18 protein-coding genes are annotated in these 23,789 nt (G+C 47.9%); 1 reads left to right on the top strand and 17 read right to left on the bottom strand.

Features of this window, described 5'->3' with window-relative positions; all coding sequences use genetic code 11:
* Positions 1–278: 278 nt before the first annotated feature.
* Positions 279–1,247, top strand: coding sequence for a hypothetical protein (locus NSQ20_RS03885; protein ID WP_340031845.1), 969 nt, complete (start codon positions 279–281; stop codon positions 1,245–1,247).
* Between the two features lie 155 nt (positions 1,248–1,402).
* Here the strand turns inward: NSQ20_RS03885 and NSQ20_RS03880 are convergent, their stop codons facing one another.
* The 17 genes from NSQ20_RS03880 to NSQ20_RS03800 form a co-directional block, all read right to left on the bottom strand.
* Positions 1,403–2,005, bottom strand: coding sequence for a GNAT family N-acetyltransferase (locus NSQ20_RS03880; RefSeq protein ID WP_339189872.1), 603 nt, complete (start codon positions 2,003–2,005; stop codon positions 1,403–1,405).
* Positions 2,005–3,297, bottom strand: coding sequence for a threonine ammonia-lyase IlvA (gene ilvA / locus NSQ20_RS03875; protein ID WP_017690682.1), 1,293 nt, complete (start codon positions 3,295–3,297; stop codon positions 2,005–2,007). Before ilvA ends, NSQ20_RS03880 begins: the two co-directional genes overlap by 1 nt.
* Positions 3,298–3,360: 63 nt before the next feature.
* Positions 3,361–4,251: an alpha/beta hydrolase gene (locus NSQ20_RS03870; RefSeq protein WP_340031844.1), complete on the bottom strand. Its 891-nt coding sequence runs from the start codon at positions 4,249–4,251 to the stop codon at positions 3,361–3,363.
* A gap of 366 nt (positions 4,252–4,617) precedes the next feature.
* A complete protein-coding gene (locus NSQ20_RS03865; protein WP_340031843.1) occupies positions 4,618–6,909 on the bottom strand; it encodes a glycoside hydrolase family 3 C-terminal domain-containing protein in 2,292 nt (763 codons plus the stop codon).
* Between the two features lie 217 nt (positions 6,910–7,126).
* Positions 7,127–7,732 carry an alpha/beta hydrolase gene (locus NSQ20_RS03860; RefSeq protein ID WP_340032989.1) on the bottom strand — a complete coding sequence of 202 codons (606 nt, stop codon included), beginning with the start codon at positions 7,730–7,732 and terminating at the stop codon, positions 7,127–7,129.
* Between the two features lie 14 nt (positions 7,733–7,746).
* Entirely contained in the window at positions 7,747–8,700 is a 954-nt protein-coding gene (locus NSQ20_RS03855) for a ring-cleaving dioxygenase (RefSeq protein ID WP_340032988.1), read from the bottom strand.
* A gap of 251 nt (positions 8,701–8,951) precedes the next feature.
* Positions 8,952–10,034, bottom strand: a complete 1,083-nt coding sequence (locus NSQ20_RS03850; RefSeq protein ID WP_036606063.1) for a hemolysin family protein — start codon at positions 10,032–10,034, stop codon at positions 8,952–8,954.
* 231 nt (positions 10,035–10,265) lie between these two features.
* Entirely contained in the window at positions 10,266–11,603 is a 1,338-nt protein-coding gene (locus tag NSQ20_RS03845; RefSeq protein ID WP_100526316.1) for a hemolysin family protein, read from the bottom strand.
* A 719-nt stretch (positions 11,604–12,322) separates the two neighbouring features.
* A complete protein-coding gene (gene purD, locus NSQ20_RS03840) occupies positions 12,323–13,588 on the bottom strand; it encodes a phosphoribosylamine--glycine ligase (RefSeq protein WP_127546885.1) in 1,266 nt (421 codons plus the stop codon).
* 129 nt (positions 13,589–13,717) lie between these two features.
* The gene (gene purH / locus NSQ20_RS03835) at positions 13,718–15,265 is read right to left on the bottom strand and encodes a bifunctional phosphoribosylaminoimidazolecarboxamide formyltransferase/IMP cyclohydrolase (protein ID WP_036606066.1); all 1,548 of its coding nucleotides are present in this window, start codon (positions 15,263–15,265) and stop codon (positions 13,718–13,720) included.
* 293 nt (positions 15,266–15,558) lie between these two features.
* Complete coding sequence (gene purN, locus NSQ20_RS03830; RefSeq protein ID WP_036606067.1) at positions 15,559–16,176, bottom strand: phosphoribosylglycinamide formyltransferase; 618 nt, start codon at positions 16,174–16,176, stop codon at positions 15,559–15,561.
* Positions 16,176–17,216, bottom strand: coding sequence for a phosphoribosylformylglycinamidine cyclo-ligase (gene purM, locus NSQ20_RS03825; protein ID WP_036668393.1), 1,041 nt, complete (start codon positions 17,214–17,216; stop codon positions 16,176–16,178). The genes purN and purM overlap by 1 nt, the downstream gene beginning before the upstream one ends.
* Before the next feature lie 289 nt (positions 17,217–17,505).
* Complete coding sequence (purF, locus tag NSQ20_RS03820) at positions 17,506–18,984, bottom strand: amidophosphoribosyltransferase (protein WP_036668394.1); 1,479 nt, start codon at positions 18,982–18,984, stop codon at positions 17,506–17,508.
* Positions 18,969–21,212: a phosphoribosylformylglycinamidine synthase subunit PurL gene (gene purL / locus NSQ20_RS03815; protein WP_036668395.1), complete on the bottom strand. Its 2,244-nt coding sequence runs from the start codon at positions 21,210–21,212 to the stop codon at positions 18,969–18,971. Before purL ends, purF begins: the two co-directional genes overlap by 16 nt.
* Positions 21,190–21,879, bottom strand: coding sequence for a phosphoribosylformylglycinamidine synthase subunit PurQ (purQ, locus tag NSQ20_RS03810; RefSeq protein ID WP_036606071.1), 690 nt, complete (start codon positions 21,877–21,879; stop codon positions 21,190–21,192). The genes purL and purQ overlap by 23 nt, the downstream gene beginning before the upstream one ends.
* Before the next feature lie 4 nt (positions 21,880–21,883).
* The gene (purS, locus tag NSQ20_RS03805; protein ID WP_017690695.1) at positions 21,884–22,129 is read right to left on the bottom strand and encodes a phosphoribosylformylglycinamidine synthase subunit PurS; all 246 of its coding nucleotides are present in this window, start codon (positions 22,127–22,129) and stop codon (positions 21,884–21,886) included.
* Positions 22,130–22,699: 570 nt separating this feature from the next.
* The gene (locus NSQ20_RS03800; protein WP_036668396.1) at positions 22,700–23,572 is read right to left on the bottom strand and encodes a phosphoribosylaminoimidazolesuccinocarboxamide synthase; all 873 of its coding nucleotides are present in this window, start codon (positions 23,570–23,572) and stop codon (positions 22,700–22,702) included.
* Positions 23,573–23,789: the final 217 nt, after the last annotated feature.

Here is a 23,789-nt window from a genome sequence, read left to right as displayed (position 1 = left end):
TTCTCGCATTTAGTTAACATCGAAATAGATTCGCTGTTCTTTTCATTAATTCCTGTATTTACCTATGCACAACTAAGACGTTCCGATCGGCTCAAAAGTTTCCAGTTGTACAAAAAATATTTTCTCAGAAAACTTCCTCTATCTTCCACCCTCCAAAAGTTAAAAATAACAGAAGAATTTGTCACCATTCCGCAACCACATCCTGCACCAATTGGGTTAATGTATAGTGACTAGTGAACAACACCTATCATTTTCTCAACTACGGGAGGTTCATATCTATGACATCATCGTTCCAATCTGCCAAACGTAAAGGCATGCGCACCTTCATTACAGCCACCGCCATCCTCATGCTGCTCCAAACGGCTGTCGCTCCCTTATCCGGAGTCGCTGCAGCCGCATCTTCCAGTACAGATACCAAAGTCACAACTGCCAGTTCAACAACGATATATAAAACATTTCAGTCTATGCTCTACAAAAAGAACGGCTTGCCTGCCGCGGATATTTATCTCGAATCTCATATCAATCAAGTCACCACTTATCATGCAACTCTGATGGTCTTACAACTGGAAAATGCCCGCAACAAGGCGTTAACAGCCATGACGGACCGTCTACTGGTGCCTAATGTTCAAGACAAGATGATCAAAGCCTACAAGTGGAATGATAGCTTCACCCAACTGATGAGCCGCACCAACGACACCAGTCTGCGTGCGCTGCTCCAGCAGGCACGGGATAGCGGTTATCGCCTGGTTATGCTGGAAGGTTCCCTCTATCCGATCATGAATTATATGGCTTTTCAGAAATATATCTCGTACGTGAAACCAGACATCAAACAATACATTAATATTATGGCAGTTGAAACCAGCAACCTTGCCGCCGATGATGGTGCACTGGTCATTGGCTATCAGGAGATACTCAATCGCGCTTTGAATCAGGAACGATTCCTGAACGAATATCCGAAGTCCAATCGGGTACAACAGGTGAAGAACCTGATGAATAACTATACCTTGTATACCTTTTATGGCCTGAATAATACGCCTTTATTTGACTATGAAACGAACAAAATGACAGCCAATGCCCAGAAAGGTTACAAAGCTGTCTTACAACGTAACTCATCCGAAGACAGTTCCTTCCTGACCAAACTTGAAAAGTTCATGGACATCGTAACCGAAGCCAAATTCGAGAAAACGACTGCTGTCGAGAAATGGCTGGAGCAGAATGTGCCGGTCAGCGACTACGCGAATTATTGAGTTAATCCGCTTCCATGGTTAACACCCGGTTCAAGCCAAAACTTGGGCTAAATCCTAACAGATAACCACGACAAAAACCGCCACAGGATTTTCTCCTGTGGCGGTTTCTTCTTGCTTCTATAATCAAAACTGACTTAATCCGTGAGCTCCCTGCACTATTGAATCGGTTTGACCATATGATTATACTCATGTCCTGCGATGACAATCACATCGTCTTTGACATATCCCTGCCGTTCGTACAGCATTAGTGCACGGCCGTTGTCCCGTTCTACAATCAAGGATACCTGCGAGTGACCCAGATCTCTGCCCTGCTGCTCAAAAGCAGCCATCAGTGCCCGGCCGATGCCCTGCCCCTGATAAGCTTCACTTACCGAGAGAGTATCCAGATAATACTCCCCCGGACGGGTTTCTTTGACCAATGCATACTTCTCTTCCTGGCTTCGTCCAGGGCGGTTCAAAATCGGCTGGTCCAGACGATCTGCGTCTCCGCCATCATAGGCTACCAGAATCCCTGCAATCAGCCCATCCCGCTCCATCACTGTCACATGACGATAGCTAATCCGGTTGTTTTCCTGTACATAGAACTCCTGCAAAATCTGCATCGCCTTCTCATGATCCGCCTCACCCGCAAGCGCGTATGCAATGTCTCCTATCGCCTGATACAGCAAAGGAATAACCTGATCAGCATCTTCTATGCGTGCAGGTCTGATCAGAGGAGATGTTTCGTGGTGATCTGACGGCATACTGGTATGTTTCATCAGATTAACATGTTGAACAGATTTAGATTTTTGTTCAGTTCGGTATAGGCGATACCTTTGCGGTTCATGCGTTCAATGAGCGGGTGGTAATCTTCCTTGTACATCAGCTCGATGCCCACCAAGGCAGGGCCATTTTCCTTATCATGCTTTTTCGTATATTCAAACCGGGTGATATCATCATTTTTCCCTAGAACTTCCTCCAGGAATTCACGTAAAGCTCCTGCACGCTGCGGGAAATTCACCATGAAATAATACTTCAGACCTTCATAGATCAGGGAACGTTCCTTGATCTCCTGCATCCGGTCGATATCGTTGTTCCCGCCACTAATAACACAGACCACCGTCTTGCCCACGATTTGCTCACGATATTGCTCAAGCGCCGCAACAGCCAAGGAACCGGCAGGCTCGACAACGATCGCATTTTCATTATATAGTTCCAGAATAGTTGTGCACGCTTTGCCTTCCGGCACTTTCACAATGTCATCAAGTATACTATTGCAGATATCAAAGGTGAGGTCGCCAACCCGTTTCACCGCTGCGCCATCCACGAATTTATCTATATCATCCAACGTCACAACCTGTTTGCGGAACATCGCTTCACTCATGGAAGCTGCCCCAAGTGGCTCAACTCCAATGATGCGTGTCTCTGGACTCACGGTCTTCATGTAGGTTCCCACGCCAGCTGCCAACCCTCCGCCACCAATCGTCACGAATACATAGTCGGCATTCTCATCGAGACTTTCCATGATTTCCATCGCTACCGTACCATTACCTGCAATAATCTTCGGTTGATCAAAAGGATGGATAAACGTCATGCCCTGTTCGTCACATGCACGCATCGCTTCAGCATAAGCGTCATCATACGTATCCCCGATGAGCACCACTTCAACGTTACTGCCGCCAAAACGTCTGACCTGCTTCACCTTCTGGTTCGGTGTTGTACTCGGCATGAAGATTTTGCCGTTAATTCCGAGCGCATTACAGCTAAAAGCAACACCCTGAGCGTGGTTACCCGCACTTGCACAGACAATACCCTTCTCCATCTCGGCTGGTGTCAGACTGCGAATCATATTATAGGCGCCTCGAATTTTGAACGAACGCACCACTTGAAGGTCTTCCCTTTTCAGATACACATTACAGTTATATTTGGCCGACAATACAGCATCCCGCTGTAACGGCGTTCTTACAATGACCTCACGCAGCACATGATGTGCGCGTACGATATCTTCCATGCCAACACTGGCACGACCGGGACTTGTGGTTCCCGTTGGTTCTTGTTCAACTGGTTTCATGTTGTCTCCACACTCCGCTTTTATTGTCTAGCAATGTCGCGCACTGCTTTTCTTTGTATTGTATCACTTTTGTTCTGTTCTTGCGCCTGAGCTCTCATCATTTATCATTCGTACAATCTCATCAATAATGACCTGAGGGTCTGTATACATAACCATATGTCCCGATTGATCGGCCCCAATCCATCTCGCATTGGATAGCTGGCTCACCGTCTGGCGATGCGCCGTGATGAGGGCAGGTCTGATTTTCCCCTCTACCTTGCCCGGGTTCGTACCCGAGATCACGCTAACTTCCAGATTACCCAGAGCCGGAGGATGTTCCAGCAACGCTGCCATGTCATCCAGAAACGTTTTGCCTTCCGCAAGCATCGTGCTGGCTGCCCGTACAGTGAAATCCTCCTTGAGGTGATCCGCTGCCACATCGTAAGGCTGAACACTTCCAGCTTTGCTGCCAAGCATCTTATATAAGCCAGTTCGCGCCATGATTGGAATAATGAAACCATTGATGGCAAAGCTCTTTTTAGTAAGCTTGGAAAAATACATTTCGCAATGCTCGTCTGATGGATCTACCAGAATAATGCCACGTAATCGAGATAGATGTGCAGCTGCCGCAGCCCGTACAATCGGACCGCCCCAGCTATGTCCAACCAGAATGAATGGGCCCGGGCCCAGAGCTGTCAGCAGTTCTCCAAGATCCCCTGCAATGCGTTCAAGGCTGCGGGGAGCCGAGTCGACATCACTTCGTCCCGCCCCTGCCCTGTCATACACAACTGCACGTGCATGCTCAGCAATGGCTGGTGCAACCAGTCCCCAGTTTGATCTGGAGGCGCCCATACCGGACTCAAATACAACCGTCAGCTCTCCTGTTCCCCTGGACATATAATGTAGTTTGCGACCATCACGGGTCTGAACAAACGCACTTGAACCAAATGTATGTAAGCTAGGGTTAGGATTCATATTCCCCTCCTGATTACGTGCATAATCATCTATCACCGAATCTAATTGAAAATGATTATCAATTACTTCATTATAGAATAATCCATGCTTTACGACAACCATGTTGCTTCAGCAAGTTACAGCAGTCCTGTCACCTCTGTCACGTTGCAAGGATCATCCTCCATACACCGTTCCTTTCCCCCTCCTTTTTCCTTATGCAAAAAGAAAACCCGATCCATGATCGGATCGGGTAACTGTACCAGCCACTATGCGGCTGGGCCTCATATACACCTTCTTATTGCTTCGTGCGCAGTTCCTGCACGTATCGCATAATCGTAATCGCTTAATCCAAGGACGGACGAATACTCGGTTTAAGGGCGCAGCCCCTTATCCCCGAATACCATGATCCTTGTTGTTCAGCTGCTCCAGAAGTTCATTCATCGCTTCTTCCGTCATGGCCCCACCGCTAAACGCAACCAGTGCTCGCAGCGGCATATATTTCATCATCGCATCCATCATATCTGCATGATCACCGGCATCATCACCGCCGAACCCACTGGCTTCCTGGAATTGTTGCAAAGCCTGGTCCAGTAGCTGTTTATGGGCCGGATCACGCTGGATATCACCCAATGTACTATTACGCGTATAGGTTGGAAGGAATGTCGCTGTAGACTCTACATTCACACGTGTGTGCACATGAATGTCCCGTGAGGAACTGCCTACCTGAATCTCGAACTCTCCGGTCTCCACATGCCAGTCCTTCATATCTACGTTGTAATAGGCGAATGAACGTTTGTTTAGTGTGAAGCTCACCACTTTGGACTCTCCAGGTTCAAGGGCCACCTTCGCAAATCCTTTCAATTCTCTTACAGGACGAATAACTGTGCTCTCTACATCGCTGACATACAACTGTACAATCTCTTTGCCCGCTCTGTCACCGGTATTGGTGACCCTTACTTGCACATTCCCTTCATCCTGATCGGTCAATTCTGTGCGATCTACCTTCAGGTCAGCATATTCAAATGTCGTATAACTTAGTCCATAACCAAACGGAAACAGTGGCTCCAGCTCTTTTTTATCATAATAGCGGTAACCAACAAAGATGCCTTCCCGGTAATCAACTCGATCCCCTTCGCCCGGGAAATTCAGATAAGATGGATTATGGCTGAGTTTGACAGGGAATGTCTCTGCCAGTTTACCGGACGGATTCACCTCTCCATACAGCAGATCAGCTATCGCTCCACCAACGGCCTGTCCACCAAGATAAGCTTCAAGCACCGCTTGCACCTGCGGCAACCAAGGCATCTCCACTGGAGATCCGTTGCTCAGCACCACAACCACACGTGATTGTACTTTTGCAATCTCTTCAATCAGACGAATATGATTGTCAGGCAGACGCAAATGGGCACGATCATACCCTTCGGATTCATAACGATCCGGCAATCCAACAAACACAACAGCGGTATCCGCTGACTGTGCTGCCTGAACAGCCTCATGCATCAATGTCTCATCCACATCATCCGCTTCAATCCGATAACCTGGGGCATACGAGAAGGTTACACTTTCGCCAGCCACCTGTGTCATCTCTTCCACAATATCATCCACTTTGGTCGGATTAATGTGGGAACTTCCCCCGCCCTGGAAGCGAGGTTTACGCGCAAATGCCCCGATTATCGCCACATCGCCTTCACGCCCAAGCGGCAGGATACCTTCTTCATTTTTCAGCAAAACCATACTCTCGGCTGCCACCTTACGCGCAAGTTGGTGATGCTCATCCTTGTTATATGTAGCCCCATCTTGCTTTTGATCAACGGCATTAAAGATCAGCGTAAGCAGACGCTCCACCGCCCGATCCAGCTTGTCCAGCGGCAGTTGTCCACTCTCTACGGCATCGATCACTTTACGCTCACCGATTCCACCACTTGTTGGCATCTCCAGTTCCAGTCCTGCTGCAAGGGCATCTGCACGTTCATTAACCGCACCCCAGTCTGATACCACAAGACCTTCGTGACCCCATTCGTCTTTCAGAATATCCGTAAGCAACCATTCATTTTCACCTGCATACGTACCGTTCACCTTATTATAAGAACACATCACCGTCCACGGCTGTCCATCCTTCACCGCACCTTCGAAGCTCGCCAGATAAATCTCACGCAGCGTCCGTTCATCCACCACCGCATCAATCGACATGCGCCGTTCTTCCTGATTATTAACTGCAAAGTGTTTGAGAGACGTACCTACACCCTGGCTCTGCACACCCTGAATATGACCGGTAGCCATCTGCGTAGATAACAACGGATCTTCGGAAAAGTATTCAAAATTACGTCCGCCCAGCGGGGAACGTTTAATATTTACACCCGGTCCAAGTAATACCGCTACATCCTCGGCCTGACATTCCTCACCCAAAGCCACCCCGACCTGACGCGCCAGCTCCTTGTCCCATGAACTAGCCAATCCTGCCGCAGAAGGGAAACAGGTTGCAGGCACGCTCGACGTCAGTCCTAGATGATCTGCACTCCCATCCTGCTTGCGCAGCCCATGAGGTCCGTCCGTCACCATGATGGATGGAATGCCAAGACGCTCCACCCCTTTCAGATGCCAAAAGTCCAGTCCCGAGCACATACCCGCTTTTTCTTCCAGTGTCATACGCTGTACCAGTTCCTTGATGTTACGTTCCACATTAACCCCTCCAGTTCATGATGTTGATACATAGCTATATCACTAAGCATACAAGGTTATCTACCACACATTCAAATGTTTACCCGGTTAGTAACGGTTACATAACACCAGTCAATCATTTCTTCTTCCTGACGATGATCAAAATAAAAAGGAAAAACAGCCCGATCTTCACGATCAGGCTGTCTCTATACGTTTCATAACCGTCTATCCACCCAATTTACGCCTGAGTCTTAAACCAAGCTGCCGCGGCTTCTGCCTCGGTACGAGTCAACTGATGACCCTGACGCTCCCAATGCGTGTTTACATCGGCACCTGCACCGCTGAGCAGCGAAGCAAGTTCCTCGGTTTCACGTCTTGGTACAATCGGATCGTTCTCGCCCGCACCAATGAACACAGGCAGACCTTTCAGATCCGGCAGTTCGAGTCCGCGCAGCGGTACCATCGGGTGATGCAGAATTGCACCTTTGAATACATCTGCTTGATGGAAGATCAAGCTTGCCGCAATGTTGGCACCGTTAGAGTACCCCAGTGCATACACGCTGGACCGATCAAAACCGTATTCCACCGCAGCTGCATCGACAAAAGATCCCAGCTCTGCCGTACGAGCAATCAGATCTTCTTCATCAAAAATGCCTTCGGCCAGGCGGCGGAAGAAACGGGGCATCCCGTTCTCCGATACATTACCCCGCACCCCAAGTATGCCAGCTCCTGGTGCGATCATCTCCGCCAGACCGATCAGATCATTCTCGGTTCCGCCTGTGCCATGAAGCAACAGGATTGTTGGCGCATCCGGCTGAGCACCTGCTTTATAGATATGTTTCATTGTATTGGTTGTGGTCATGATTTGGACTCTCCTTTCCATTCACGTACTTCAATTCGTGGCAACAATTGCTCAATCTGCTCACGCTGTGGTTCATACCATTCAGGCAACATCAGTTTCTCACCCATGCTCTCTGCTGGTTCATCCCGTGCAAATCCCGGAGGATCCGTAGCCAGTTCGAACAGTATACCACCCGGCTCCCGGAAATACACAGCGTTGAAGTATTGACGGTCAATGACTGGCGTTGGATGATATCCGGATTGTTCAAGATCCTGCTGAATTTGTTCATGTTCCACGTAATCTTTGGCACGCCATGCAATATGGTGAACCGTTCCGGCTCCGCCAATCCCGCGTTGGATACCTGTGGACTGAATATCAATGATCTGACCAATATCGCCGCTTGCCTGAAGACGAAGGAGTCCGTTCTCTTCACCGACTTGCTCCAGACCCAGTTTGCTCACCAAGACGTCCATGGTTTTCTCAGGAACGTGGCTGAACAATACGGCTCCGCCAAATCCTTTGATGGCATGCTCCGGTGTCACACCGTTGAAACTCCAGTTGCTTAGCTGACCGCCTTCACGCTCAACCAGTTCAAGCAACAGACCGCCTTTGTCGAAGAAACGAATGTACTGCTCACCAAATCTGGTTTTATTTTCATATGGAATATCGAAGGAAGCAAGACGTTCTTTCCAGAAAGGCAGGCTTCCTACAGGAACCGCATATACGGTAACTCCAGTCTGACCTGACCCAATGACACCTCTTCTTGAATTCTGCTGTGGGAAAAAGGTAATGATTGTGCCCGGTGCACCCTGCTCATTCCCGTAATACAAGTGATACACGTCCGGTGCATCAAAGTTTATTGTTTTTTTCACCAGTCTGAGCGCCAACACAGCTGCATAAAAATCAACGTTTTTCTGCGCATCGTCAACAAAAGCTGTAATATGATGAATTCCTGAAGTTCTGAACATAATCTCCACTCCCTTAGTTTTAGTTGTATCATAGGTTGTTTTATCTTCTTTTATTTATTGCTTTTCGTTATTTATCTTTAAATTAAGATTCTTTAAATTTATATTAATCCATTGGACCTCAATATGCAAGCTTTTATTTTAAAATTAAGATTTAAGACAAAAAGCAGGCCCCGATCACTCCGGGAACCTGCTTAGCGTTATAACGATTGATTAGGTTGCTTCTTATTCCTGTATCACTTTTGTATTACTGCTTCTTAAACCAGTTTCATTCTTTTTGGTGGATTCACCAAATCTTTATGCTCGTATTCATCCTTGATATCTCCGACAATCTCTTCAAGGATATCCTCCATCGTAACCATACCTACCGTAGCACCTGCCTCGTTTTTCACGGTTGCAATGTGTACACGGCTTTGCTGCATCTGGATCAGTACATCCTTGATTGGAGAACGCTCGGAGAAACTCGGCGTATTGTGAACAAATGTCTCCATATTGAAATCTCTACCCGCAGCCACACTCGTCAGCATTTCTTTTGTATTAATAAAGCCAACAAAATGAGCCTGATCCCCATTTGCAATAACAGGGTATCGCGTGTATTCATGTCGATTCAGCGTTTCAATGATCTGATCAATCGGCATTTCCTTATTCAGAGTAACAATTTTATCTCGTGGAATCATAATCTCCTGAAGCAGACGCTCATCAAAAGCAAAAATGTTTTTGAGATAGTCCAGCTCCGTCTGGTTGATCTCGCCACTCTCGTAGCTCTGTGCCATAATCAGCTTCAGCTCTTCTTCGGAGTGAACGGTATCATGCCCGGCAGGTTTTACACCAAATATGCCAAGCAACAGACGAGCAGCTCCATTTAGCGCGTAGATGAATGGATTCATGATTTTACCGAACCAATACAGTGGTGGTGCCAGCAACAGCGTCATTCTCTCTGCAAACTGAATCGCCAGGGTTTTCGGTGCCAATTCACCAATAACCACGTGCAGGAACGTAATGATCGCCAGAGCAATACCATAGGAAAGCACGGTAGACAATGCCGCTGGTACTTCCATTCGCTCAAAGAGCGGATGCAGCATTTTCTCAACAGTAGGTTCACCCAAGGCTCCCAATACCAGCGCCGTGATGGTGATCCCCAATTGACATGCCGACAGATAATAATCCAGGTTGTGCGCCACTTTTTTGGCCAGTACTGCCTTTTTGTTACCTTCCGAGATCAATTGATCGATTCGGGACATCCGTACTTTAAGAATTGCAAATTCGGCTCCAACGAAAAAGGCTGTCAGACCTATAAATACGGCTACTAAAAATAAATTCAAGGCTATTATTCCGTCCAATGATTTCCCTCGGGTTGAGGGATTCACCTCCAAATAAAATTTATATTAAGGTTGCACAGACCACTCCGATGACAAAATAACCTTCCGACCGCTGTTATCACCAGATTTTTTTATTCCTTATATAAAAGGGGAAAATCCGGTGATAAAGGCGGACGCTTCGCTTCTTCAGTCTATTCTGTCCTCTCCGTTATCGCAAAAATATTTAAATTTTTAAAAGATTTCCGGACAAGATCACGCCAGATCGCTAGTAGCTTCCTCAACCTGTGCGCCGCTCACTCGTTCCAGAAGAACTTGTTTGATGTGATAGTTTTCGGTATCCACAACGGTCCAGACATAATCGCCGTGTTCTACCGTGTCTCCTTTTTCCACACCTACACCCTTCTGGTACTGAATCCATCCGGCAACGGTGTCCATCTCTTCATTACCTTCAAAGCTAAGTCCGAACTGCCGCTCCACTTCATCCAAAAGTACCCGGCCATTAATGAGATATTGATTCTCTCCGGTTTCCTGGATATCAGCCACCTCATCGGCATCGAATTCATCGCGAATCTCACCGACAAGTTCCTCCAGAATATCCTCCATCGTAATGATACCCGAGGTACCCCCATATTCATCCACGACCACGGCCATGTGTACACGTTCCTGCTGCATTTTAATCATTGCATCCTGGATACTTGTAACTTCGGAAACAAATGGGATTTCACGAACGAACTCGCTTAGTTGATATGTTCTTGCGGCTACCATGTCAGGCAAAATCTTTTTCACATTCACAACGCCGATAATGCGGTCCTTGTCCCCATCCTCGATGACAGGGTAACGTGAGTAGTTATGTTCATCCAATATAGGAATAATATCGTCATAGGTCATATCCTGATCTAATGTCACCAGTTCCGTACGTGGCACCATGATGTCTTTGGCATCACGTTCATCGAACACAAATACATTTTCCAGATACGAAAGCTTGGTCTTGTTGTTCTCGTCACCTTCGTAACTCTGGTTCATGATGATTTTGATCTCATCCTCCGAGTAGGCTTGATCATGTTTGGCAGGCTTTACACCGAATCCTCGCAGAAGAACACGTGAAGTTCCATTAAGCGCCCAGATGAACGGATACATGATTTTACCAAACCAGTATAGCGATGGGGCGAGCATTAATGTCAGTTTTTCTGAGAATTGAATCGCCAACGTTTTCGGTGCCATCTCACCAACAACCACGTGCAAGAACGTGACGAGGATAAAGGCAATCGCATAGGAAGCAATCGACGAGATTGAAGCAGGTACATCTAAATAATTGAATACCGGATATAACAATCTCTCAACCGTCGGTTTTCCGAGCGCTCCCAGTCCCAGAGCAGTGACCGTAATACCGAGCTGACAGGCTGACAGATAATAATCCAAGTCCGAGACAACTTTTTTAGCCAATACGGCCTTTTTATTGCCCTCCGCGACCAGTTGATCCACTCTTGATGTACGAATTTTGACTACAGCAAATTCCGATGCTACGAAAAATGCAGTCAATGCAATCAAGATAATAAGTAAAACGATATTCAATATGGTAATTATGTCCAATGATTTCCCCGGTTCTCAGGGATTCACCTCCAGAGATAGTTACAGCGTGATCCGTTAACTGTGTTAACCATTCATCAACTGTTAGTCTTTCAACACGACGTCTGCCTTATATAAAATTGATTTCAATGATATCTTTTGTATAAGTCTTACGTTTGACCTTGTAAAATTACAAAACAGGAATTCAAGATGAAGTCAATGACTTGCAGAAACTTCTTCATTCAAATCGGGTTACCCCTCATGCTGTCAATTGTTCCTCGCTTAACTCCACCTAGATTCGCCATTTGGACAATTTACAATATCGCCTACCCAATAGATATCCACCTCCCCTCGTACTCATTCCTGTTTCCGAAAAGTATACCATGTTTCCCGCTCAACCATCCAGTTGCACGTTATGGTTTGCCACAAGCTTACAGTATAATGTTCACAAATTAGTCTCTATGTATGTTACATACTTTATATAATATGATTGATATTACCTCATAATGTGATAATCTTCACATGTTTAGTATAGTCCAATTTATAAAAATACTACCCCTTACTTTAGGGCATTAAACATGCGTGATTTCCCTGATTTAATCCCGTTTTGAATCTTCCCCATATTCTTTCCCGTATAAAACAAGTCCGGCCGTATGCACAAGATACATCTATATACGTAGCAAAGAGCCCGCAAGATGCAAATACCTTTCCGGTAAACATCTTTACGGGCTCTTATATTCATTCTATACGAGTGCTTTGGCAGCAATATCCGTTCGCTGATGTTTACCATCAAAATGGATACGCTCCGCCTGTTCATAAGCTTTGTTTCTAGCTTCGGCAATATCCGCACCAAGGCCAACTACACCCAGGATCCGTCCACCATTCGTAACCCAGTCTCCTGCTTCACTACGTGCTGTACCTGCGTGGAATACCACGGCATCTTGCACTTGATCCAGTCCTTCAATGACTACACCTTTGGCATAAGGACCCGGATAACCTCCTGAAGCAAGCACCACACATACTGCGGCTTCATCACTCCATTCAATCTCAATATCAGCCAGCTTGCCATGAACGGTTGCCCAGAAGATATCAAACAAGTCGCTCTTCAGACGTGGCAATACAACCTGTGTTTCCGGATCACCAAAACGTGCGTTGAACTCAATCGTTTTGGGTTTGCCATCCGGCGAGATCATCAGTCCGGCAAATAATACCCCCTGGAACGGACGTCCTTCGGACACCATTGCTTTGGCAGTTGGTTTGATGATCGTCTCCACGGCTTCCTCAATAATAGAAACAGGGATATGTGGCAAAGGTGAGTATGTACCCATACCGCCTGTGTTTGGCCCTTGGTCATTGTCGAATACAGGTTTGTGATCCTGTGCTGCGGCCATCGGACGAACCGTCTCTCCATCGACAAAGGCCAGAATGGACATTTCCTGCCCTGCGAGGAATTCCTCGATAATCACTTTGGCTCCTGCTTCACCAAATACTTTGTCCACCATGATACTGCGAAGTGCCTGATCAGCCTCTTCACGCGAATAAGCTACCGTCACACCTTTGCCCGCTGCCAAACCATCTGCCTTGATGACAACCGGAATTGTTTGCTCATTCAGGTATGCTTGAGCTTGTTCGTAATTGTCGAATTTCTCATAGGCCGCGGTTGGAATGTTGTATTTGTGCAGCAGGTCCTTCATGAACGTTTTACTTCCTTCAATCTCTGCTGCATTACGACGAGGTCCGAATACCGGAATACCTGTCGAATCAAATGCATTCACGATTCCATCCGCCAACGGATCATCCGGACCAATAACTACTAAACCCACTCTAAGCTCTACAGCCAGAGCCGTTAGTTTATCGAATTCATTTACCGCAATGGCATGACACTCAGCGAGCTGAGCAATACCTGCATTTCCCGGTGCACAGTGAATCTTGTCTACCTTTGGACTCTTTGCCAGCGCCCAGATGATTGCATGTTCCCGGCCACCGCCGCCTACTACCAGAATATCCATTCGTTCTGTTCCCCTCCGTGCATAACTGAATTTGTTACGCTAATGCGTGTTGAAAAACCTAAAAAAGAGGGGGTGTACCATAAGTCATAAGTATGACTGGCGACACCCCTTATTTAAACCTTTTTCGTTCTAGTGTTTGAAGTGACGAACTCCTGTGAAGACCATGGCAATTCCGTATTCATTCGCTACTTTGATGGATTCTTCATCTTTGATCGAACCACCCGGTTGAATTACCGCTGTAATTCCGGCTTTTGCTGCCAGTTCCAGCGTATCACCCATTGGGAAGAACGCATCAGATGCCAGAATAGCACCTTTTGCTTGCTCGCCCGCTTGTTCAATCGCAATTTTGGCTGCACCCACACGATTCATTTGTCCAGCGCCCACACCCACCGTCATGTCATTCGCAGCAAGTACAATCGCGTTGGATTTCACGTGTTTAACTACTTTCCAGCCAAACAACAGCTGTTTCAGTTCTTCTTCCGATGGCGCACGATCGGTTACAACATTCAACTCGCTTGCTTCGATGGAGTGTACATCGGACTGTTGCACGATCATGCCACCGTCGATAGACGTTACCACGAATTGGCTCTCCCGTTTACGAGCAGCATTCAGTTCGCCTGTTTTGAGCAAACGAATGTTTTTCTTTTTCGTCAGGATATCGAGAGCCTCTTGTGTAAAATCAGGAGCAAGTACGATTTCCAGGAAAATCTCGCTCAACTTGCCTGCTGTATCGCTGTCGATAATACGGTTTGCTGCCACAATGCCACCAAATATAGATGTTGGATCTGCAGCATATGCTTTGCCGTAAGCTTCATAGATACTTGCGCCAATACCTACGCCACATGGGTTCATATGTTTAACCGCGACAACGGCTGGTTCTTCAAACTCTTTGACGATCTGCAATGCTGCGTTCGCATCGTTGATGTTATTATAAGACAACTCTTTGCCGTGCAATTGCTCGGCTGTTGTCAACGTATCTTGAGCAGCCAGCGGTTTGCGGTAGAATGCCGCCTGCTGGTGTGGATTTTCGCCGTAACGCAAATCTTGGAGTTTTTCGTAAGTAACCGTTAGACGCTCTGGCAGTGGATCGCCATTTACGTTGGACAGGTAGTCGGAGATGAGTGCATCGTAAGCCGCCGTATGACGGAACACTTTTGCCGCAAGCCGTTTGCGAGTTTCGAGAGTGGTATCTCCATCGTTGCGCACTTCCTCCAGCACTTGGCTGTAATCAGATGCGTCTACAACGACACTGACAAAGGCATGGTTTTTGGCTGCCGAGCGAAGCATCGTTGGACCGCCAATATCGATGTTCTCGATGGCATCTTCGTATGCTACGTCCGGTTTCGCAATAGTCTCTTGGAATGGATACAGGTTCACGACAACCAGATCGATATAGCCGAGACCGAGTTCTTCCATCTGGCGTGTGTGCTCTTCGTTATCACGCACAGCCAACAACCCACTATGAACTGCCGGATGCAATGTTTTGACACGTCCGTCCATGATTTCCGGGAATCCGGTCACATCCGAAATTCCGATGACAGGTACGCCTTCCTTCGACAACAGGCTGCTTGTACCTCCTGTCGAAATAATCTCCACACCCATTTGCGACAGCTCGCGGCAAAAGTCCACGATGCCCGTTTTATCCGATACGCTAACCAGCGCTCTTTTGATACTCACAATATGCTCCTCCTTTAATGTCCCATGGCTTCGCGTTTCCTGACGAAACACAGCCGATTTATTTCCCGAGAAATATCACAAAATGCGTACCAATATTCGACTTCTGTTATAGAAGTTGAACCAAGATGTTTACACGGGACACTCCGATGACAGAACAACCTTCCAATCGCTGTTATCCCCAGATTTTTTGATTCCCTTTTCTTAAAGGGAAAATCCGGTGATAAAGGCGAACGCTTCGCTTTTTCAGGTTTTTTCTGTCCTCTCCGTTAATGTGTAAAAAAATTCAACTTATATCAAACCGGTTTGTTAACAGTCACGTGACGTCCGTCTAACTGAACCAGACCTTGCGCGAACCAGGAAACAACTTCAGGGTATAACTGCTGTTCAGCCGCATGAATGGAACGGCTGATTGACTCAGGCGTATCCTCTGGCAAAATGGGAACCGGATGCTGGGCAATAATCGGTCCGGTATCCATGCCTCCGTCCACAAAGTGCACGGTCACACCCGTAACTTTCACACCGTATTCCAATGCCTGTCCAATCGCATCCTTACCTGCAAATGCCGGTAGCAAGGACGGATGAATGTTAATCAACCGCCCTGCGTAACGATCCACCACAACGGAAGTCAGCAATCTCATATATCCGGCAAGAACGACCAGGTCGATCTTTTTGGATTCGAGCACTTCCACGATCTCTGACTCATAGGCTTCACGGGAAGCATAATTTTTCGGAGTAAACAGATGACATTCCACGCCTGCGTCCTGTGCCCGCTGCACAACACGTGCAGAAGGTTTATCACACACGAGCAGATCAACGGATGCATTCAGCCCACCATTCCGTACTGCATCGACCAATGACTGAAAGTTAGTCCCTTCACCCGAGGCAAATACAGCTATGCGGTAGTTCGCCATTAAACATCCGCTCCCGTGAAGGTTACTCGCGCATCTCCTTCAGTAACACGGCCAATGATGTACGCTTCTTCACCAGATGCTTTCAGTTGTTGCAGCGCTTCCGATGCATCTGCTTCATTAACGACCAGTACAAGCCCGACACCCATGTTAAATGTGGTGAACATGTCACGGTTCGAGACAGCACCCTTTTCCTGTAACAGGTTGAAGATTGGCAGGATCGGCCAAGAGCCGTGGTCAATATCCACATTCACGTTGCTAGGCAACATACGTGGGATATTCTCGATGAAACCACCACCTGTAATGTGTGCCATGCCTTTTACTTTTACCTTTTCCAGCAGGGACAACAGAGGTTTAACATAGATCTTTGTAGGTTCCAGCAGAGAATCGCCCAGCTTACCGCCCAGTTCCGCTAATTCATCATGCAGATCAAGTCCCGCATCTTCCAACAAAAGTCTACGTACCAGCGAGAATCCGTTACTATGCACACCGCTGGAAGCCAGGCCAATTACTGTGTCGCCAGGAGCAATGGTTGTACCATTGATGATCTTCGCTTTGTCTACGATACCCACCGTGAATCCGGCAATATCGTATTCGCCTTCACTGTACATGCCCGGCATTTCTGCCGTCTCGCCACCGATTAGCGCACAGCCAGACTGATGACAGCCTTCAGCGATGCCCGCAACAATAGCTTCAATTTTCTCAGGAATGACTTTGTCACATGCCAGATAGTCGAGGAAGAAGAGTGGTTCTGCACCCTGTACCACAATGTCGTTCACACACATCGCTACCGCGTCGATTCCGATGGTATCGTGACGGTCCATGGCAAATGCAATTTTCAGCTTGGTGCCTACGCCGTCTGTACCGGATACAAGCACCGGCTCATCGTATTTATCTTTGTTCAAACCGAACAGGGCGCCAAAGCCTCCCAAATCTGTCATCACTTCCGGACGGAAGGTACGCTTCACGTGTTTTTTCATCCGTTCAACCGCTTCATTACCTGCCGCGATATCAACGCCGGCCTTTTTGTATGCTTCAGACAAGTGGAATCATCTCCTTTTTTTTCGCCCCACCTAAATCCTCCCGCCCGGGAGGACCCCATAGGACCTTGGCAGGCCCTCTGGACACCCGCCAAAAAAGCGGTGCAGAGGTGGCTGGTGTGATCTTGCTATGGTTGGTTCGTGCGTGATCTCGCGGGATTGTTCGCCGATTCCGTTGGCTGCAAGCCATCGGTCAGCGAACCCCGCTCAGCTATGCTGCGGGCAAGCCCGCTGGGCAGCTGCTTCGCCTGGCTGCCTAGCCCCTGTTGCTCCGCAAAGCGGGGCTTAAGGATTAACAGCTACAGCCGAATTTTTCCTCGCCGCCAAAGTCGAGGCGGGTTGGGTAATCATGATCAAAACATGCGAGACATAGTCCGCCCTTCGGATCATCCTGATTATCTCCCTGAATCGATGCAATCAGTCCATCGGGACTGAGGAACTCCAGGGAGTCCGCATTAATTTCACGGCAAATTTCTTCCACCGACAACTGTGAAGCAATTAATTCACGGCTGTCAGGCGTATCAATACCGTAGAAACACGGGTTTTTGAAAGGTGGTGATGTAATCCGTACATGTACTTCCGTTGCTCCTGCATCACGCAGCATGTTCACGATCCGTCGGGAAGTTGTTCCCCGTACGATGGAGTCGTCAATCATGACCACACGTTTGCCTTCCACAACGCGACGCACAGCGCTCAACTTCATCTTCACGCCCTGCTCCCGCAATTCCTGGCTTGGCTGGATAAACGTACGTCCGGTGTATTTATTCTTGATCATACCCATTTCATACGGAATACCTGTCTGTTCAGCATATCCAATGGCCGCCGAGATGCTGGAATCTGGTACCCCCGTAACCAAGTCCGCATCCACAAACGACTCAATCGCCATCCGGCTTCCCATCCGTTTACGGGCCGCATGCTGGTTCGTACCATTCATATCACTATCCGGACGAGCAAAATAAATATATTCCATCGCGCATAATGCCTTGCGGTGTTTGTGATGATCAAAGCGATCCTCATGTAGACCTTCTGCATCCAACACAAGTAGTTCACCCGGTTCAATGTCACGGATTAACTCTGCGCCAATTGTTTCCAGTGCACACGTCTCAGATGCAAACAGATATGCATCTCCCAGCTTACCCATCGTCAGCGGACGAAGTCCGTGCGGATCGGAAGCCACGAGCAGTTTGTCGTTGGTCATGATCAGAAATGCATAACCACCCACAATGCGCTGGAACGCCTCTTTTGCCGCTTCCACAAGCCCTTTGGAGGATCGTGCAATTAGATGCGCAATGACCTCGGTATCACTTGTTGTTTGGAAAATGGACCCGCTCTGCTCCAGCTCGCGCCGGATCGTTGGTGCATTCACAATGTTCCCGTTGGTCGCTACCGCCAAATCGCCATCACGGTATTTAAATACCAATGGCTGTGCGTTTGTCAGTTTACTGTCACCACTCGTTGAATAACGGACATGTCCAATGGAAATATCCCCGGTCAGCGTCTGCATCAGGTCTTTGGTGAATACTTCCTTCACCAACCCCATGCCGCGATGATAGTTAAACTGGCTGCCATCACTCACACACATGCCTGCACTTTCTTCGCCCCGATGTTGCAGCGCATGCAGTCCATAATAGGAGAGCGAAGCTGCGTCAGGGTGTCTGAACACCCCGAACACACCGCATTCTTCTTTCAATTTGTCGAGTCCTTCCTTGCCGGACCCTTCATTATAATAATCGCCTGTCCACAACGGTCCTGTCGTCAGTTCATGAGACATGGAATCGCATCCTCCCAGACCTGAGCCAAACCTCCTACAGGTTCGCTCACGGCTGATGTTCCGTTCAATTCAATCGTCAGGTTACTTCCTTCTACACGTCCAATCACAGCAACAGGTACACCGCGCTCACGTACAAATGCTTCAAGTTTACCCGCTTGCTCTGGCGTAGCCGACAACAAGATACGGGATTGGCTCTCACTGAACAGGGCGTGATCTGCACGAAGTGCAGTCTCCACATTCACCTGTGCTCCTACGTTACCACTGATACAAGACTCTGCGAGTGCTACAGCCAAGCCACCTTCAGACAAGTCATGTGCAGAGCGAACGAGTCCGGATTGGATCGCTTCCAGCACCGTGCTGAGCAGCGCTTTTTCCGTTTGCAAGTTCAGTTCTGGTGGACGACCTTCCGTCTGACCATGAACCGCGTATTGCAGCTCGCTGCCACCCAGTTCAGCTTTTGTTTCGCCGAGGAGGATGATAACATCACCTTCGGATTTGAATGCTTGCGTCGTGATATGATCCGTATCATGAACGAGACCTACCATACCGACAACTGGCGTTGGATAGATGGAGCCTTTGGCATTTTCGTTATATAGACTTACGTTACCACCGATGACCGGCGTATCCAGCACACGACAAGCTTCCGCCATACCGTCTACCGCTTTCTCCATTTGCCAGAAAATATCCGGCTTCTCAGGGTTACCGAAGTTCAAGTTGTCCGTAATTGCCAGCGGCTCTGCACCGGAACATACAATGTTACGCGCTGCTTCACTTACGGCAATCCGTCCACCAACTTCAGGATCAAGGTACACATAACGTCCATTACAGTCCGTTGTCATCGCGAGACCTTTGCGTGTGCCACGAATCGTAACTACAGCCGCATCCGAACCCGGGCGAACGGCAGTGCTTGTACGCACCATGTAGTCATATTGATCATAAATCCATTTTTTACTTGCTACTGTAGGTGATGCCAGCACTTGTTTCAACGCTCCGCCGAGATCCGACACTTCGTCGTAACGAAGCGTGTCGATGGAAGCACTTTGCTCGTAGTATGCAGGTACAGAAGAAGGTTTGTCATACACTGGACATTCATCAACCAGTGCCGTTACTGGCATATCTCCGACCACTTCGCCGTGGTGGATCAATTTCAGACGACCATCATCCGTTACTTTACCAACTTTGGCACAGATTACGCCCCAACGTTCAAAGATCTCCATCGCCTGCGCCTCATCCTTCGGCTCTACAACGAACAACATCCGTTCCTGGGACTCTGACAACATCATCTCGTAAGGCGTCATGCCTTCTTCACGCTGTGGCACCTGATCCAGATACAGTTCCAGACCGTTACCCGCTTTACTTGCCATCTCGGCACTCGAACATGTCAGACCCGCAGCACCCATATCCTGAATTCCGAGCACGATGCCCGTGTCGATCAATTCCAGACAGGATTCCATCACCAGTTTCTCCATAAATGGATCACCAACCTGAACAGCTGTCCGTTGTGACTCGGATTCTTCCGTCAATTCAACCGATGCAAAGGTTGCTCCATGAATACCATCCCGCCCTGTTGGTGGCCCAACATAATACACGGGGTTTCCTACACCTTTAGCTACGCCGCGCTGAATCTTGTCATGATCAATCAGACCCACACACATCGCGTTAACCAGCGGATTGCCTTCATAGCTCTCATCAAACATCACTTCGCCACCAACGGTAGGAATACCGATACAGTTACCGTATCCAGCAATACCCGCTACCACATGTTCGAACAAATATTTAACGCGATCACTCTCCAGCTTACCGAAACGAAGGGAGTTCAGTATGGCTACCGGTCTTGCACCCATGGAGAAAATATCACGGATAATACCGCCCACACCTGTTGCCGCACCTTGATAAGGCTCAACTGCGGAAGGATGGTTATGGCTTTCAATTTTGAATACAACGGCCTGATTATCACCGATATCCACGATACCGGCACCTTCACCAGGTCCCATCAGGACACGTGGTCCAGTCGTTGGGAAACGGCGCAGCAATGGCTTGGAGTTTTTATAAGCACAGTGCTCGGACCACATTACACTGAACACACCAATTTCCGTGTAGTTTGGCTTGCGCCCCATGAACTCACAGATCAGCTCATACTCGCTGTCAGATACGCCCATTTGTGCGTAAAGTTTATGTTCTGCGACCTGTTCTGCTGTTGGTTCCTTAGCGGATAGCTGCTGCGTCATGCCGATCCCTCCATGCTTTCAAAATAGATGTAAACATACGTTTGCCGTCTTCCGAACCAAACAGTGAATCCACTGCACGCTCTGGATGCGGCATCATGCCGACCACGTTTCCAGCCTCGTTACAGACTCCTGCAATATCACCCAGGGAACCGTTCGGGTTGGTACCATACGTAAATACGATCTGGTTGTTCGCTTGCAGACTCGCCAGCGTCTCCTCATCGCAATAATAGTTGCCTTCACCGTGAGCAATCGGGATGATAATCTCTTCGCCGGGTGCATAGTCACGTGTAAATGGTGTATCTGCGTTTGCCACTTTCAATACCGTATCGTGACAACGGAATTTCAGGGAAGTGTTACGGATCAATGCACCTGGAAGCAATCCCGCTTCCGTCAGGATCTGGAATCCGTTGCAAATACCCAAAATATATTTACCTTGTTCAGCAGCTTTCGCTACCTCGTTCATTACCGGTGCAAAGCGGGAAATCGCTCCGCAACGCAAGTAGTCACCATAAGAGAAACCACCCGGAACTAAAATACAATCATAAGCCGAAAGATCTGTAGCCGTGTGCCATACATAATCAACCTCTTGTCCGATCGCATCTTCCACTGCCTTGTAACAGTCGATGTCGCAGTTGGAGCCAGGGAACACAAGAACTGCAAATTTCATGAGATTAACCCTCCAATTCGTAGCGGTAATCTTCAACAACGGTGTTGGCCAGCAACTTTTCACACATGACTTTCAATCGTTTCTCCGCTTCCGCACGATCTGTTGTATCCAGGTTCAGTTCCATGACTTTACCGATCCGTACACTTTCCACTTCGTTGAATCCCATTGAATGCAGGGCTCCTTGAACAGCTACGCCTTGCGGGTCGAGTACGCTTTGCTTAATAGTGACATATACGGTTGCTTTGATCATGATCCTTATGTTCCTCCTCAGTAATGAACGGGATAAATGCTTTATGCTGTTAAACATGGGGTGTGGAGCTTGCTCCAGGGCGGATTGTTCTTTCCGGTCGCTTGTTGTCCCCAGGTTTTTTGATTGTTTTGGCCCGCTGTGCGGTCAAAACCCGGGGACAAAGGCGAACGCTATCGCTCCTTTAAGAACAATTCCGCCCCTCCGCTAGTCCATGCGACGTTTTTTAAAGGCCTAAACCTTTTACGTTGCACGGTGTGTAATGGTCTAGCCTGACCATTCCTTCAAAACAGTGAATGGCGAATGGTCTTTAAGTTACTTTAGTAATTAGTGAATTTAATTCTCTTAATTTTTCAGGCTTCCCCTACCTGTGGGAAGCCACCGCTCTTAATTGCCTCACCCACCAGTTTGAACACTGGCGGAGGGAAAGATTTGAGCTAGAGAAACGAAGTGCTCGCCTTTGCAACCGGAATGTTTCCTTTTGAAAAAAGGATTCCAATCAAAACATTCCGGGGGCAACAGCGATCGAAAGCCAAACTTTCCCATAGCCTCTCGCTCAAACGTTAAACTTTATTATTTCGTTAAACGGTTATAAATATCGACGTATCTTGCGGTTGTTGTCTTTACTACCTCTTGTGGAAGTGGATCAGGTTTGCTGTTCTTGTCCCAATCGGTTCCGGCGAGATAGGTGCGCACTGGCTCTTTATCCATGCTGTCGATCTCGATGTCGAGTTCATAATTCTCTTTGGCCCAGAAGCGTGAAGCATCTGGGGTGAAGATTTCGTCAATCAGGATGACCTTGCCATCCACGATGCCGAACTCGAATTTGCAATCTGCCAGAATGATGCCACGCTGATCACAGTAATCACGGGCGAATTCGTACAGGCGCAAGCTTTTTTCCTGAAGCTCAACTGCGAGTGCGTCTCCCACCAGTTCTTTCATGCGATCCATTGGGATGTCCTCATCGTGACCAACATCGTTTTTGGCTGCCGGTGTGAAAATAGGAACTTCGAGCTTGGCGTTTTTGCGAAGTCCATCAGGCAGTTTAATGCCATTCACTTCACCACTCGTCTCGTATTGTCTCCATCCCCCACCCGTGATGTATCCACGCACGACACATTCAATATCAATGCGTTCTGCTTTGCGGGTTACCATGATGCGGTCTTTGAGCAATTCAGGGTCTGTGATGAGATCACCCAGTTGATTCACATCGGTATGAACGACGTGATTCTCCATCATGTCACCCGTCAGTTCGAACCAAAAGCTGCTGAGTTTATTCAGTACGTTTCCTTTCTCGGGAACCGCCGGGTCCAGCACGTAATCAAATGCCGATATACGGTCCGTAACCACGATCAGAAAATGTTCACCCAGATCGTACAATTCACGTACTTTTCCTTTATATAACAGAGGTGCTTTAACGAGATCTGCCGCAGTGGACAGTGCCATGGGCTCACCTTCTTTCAGGAGATGTAAGGCTAAGGACAGAATCCTGATGGTGCGGACTCCACTCCGATGACAGAACAATCTTCCGATCGCTGTTATCCCCAGATTTTTTGATTCCACTTTTGCAAAGTGAAAATCCGGGGATAAAGGCGAACGCTTTGCTTCTTCAGCTTATTTCTGTCCTCTGCGTTCCCTGCTGAACCATCATTCTGCGCTATAG

The sequence above is a fragment of the Paenibacillus sp. FSL K6-1122 genome (genome assembly GCF_037977015.1).
GTDB lineage: Bacteria > Bacillota > Bacilli > Paenibacillales > Paenibacillaceae > Paenibacillus > Paenibacillus amylolyticus.
Note: the sequence above shows the minus strand (reverse complement) of the source record. Positions and strands in the feature narration are given on the sequence as shown.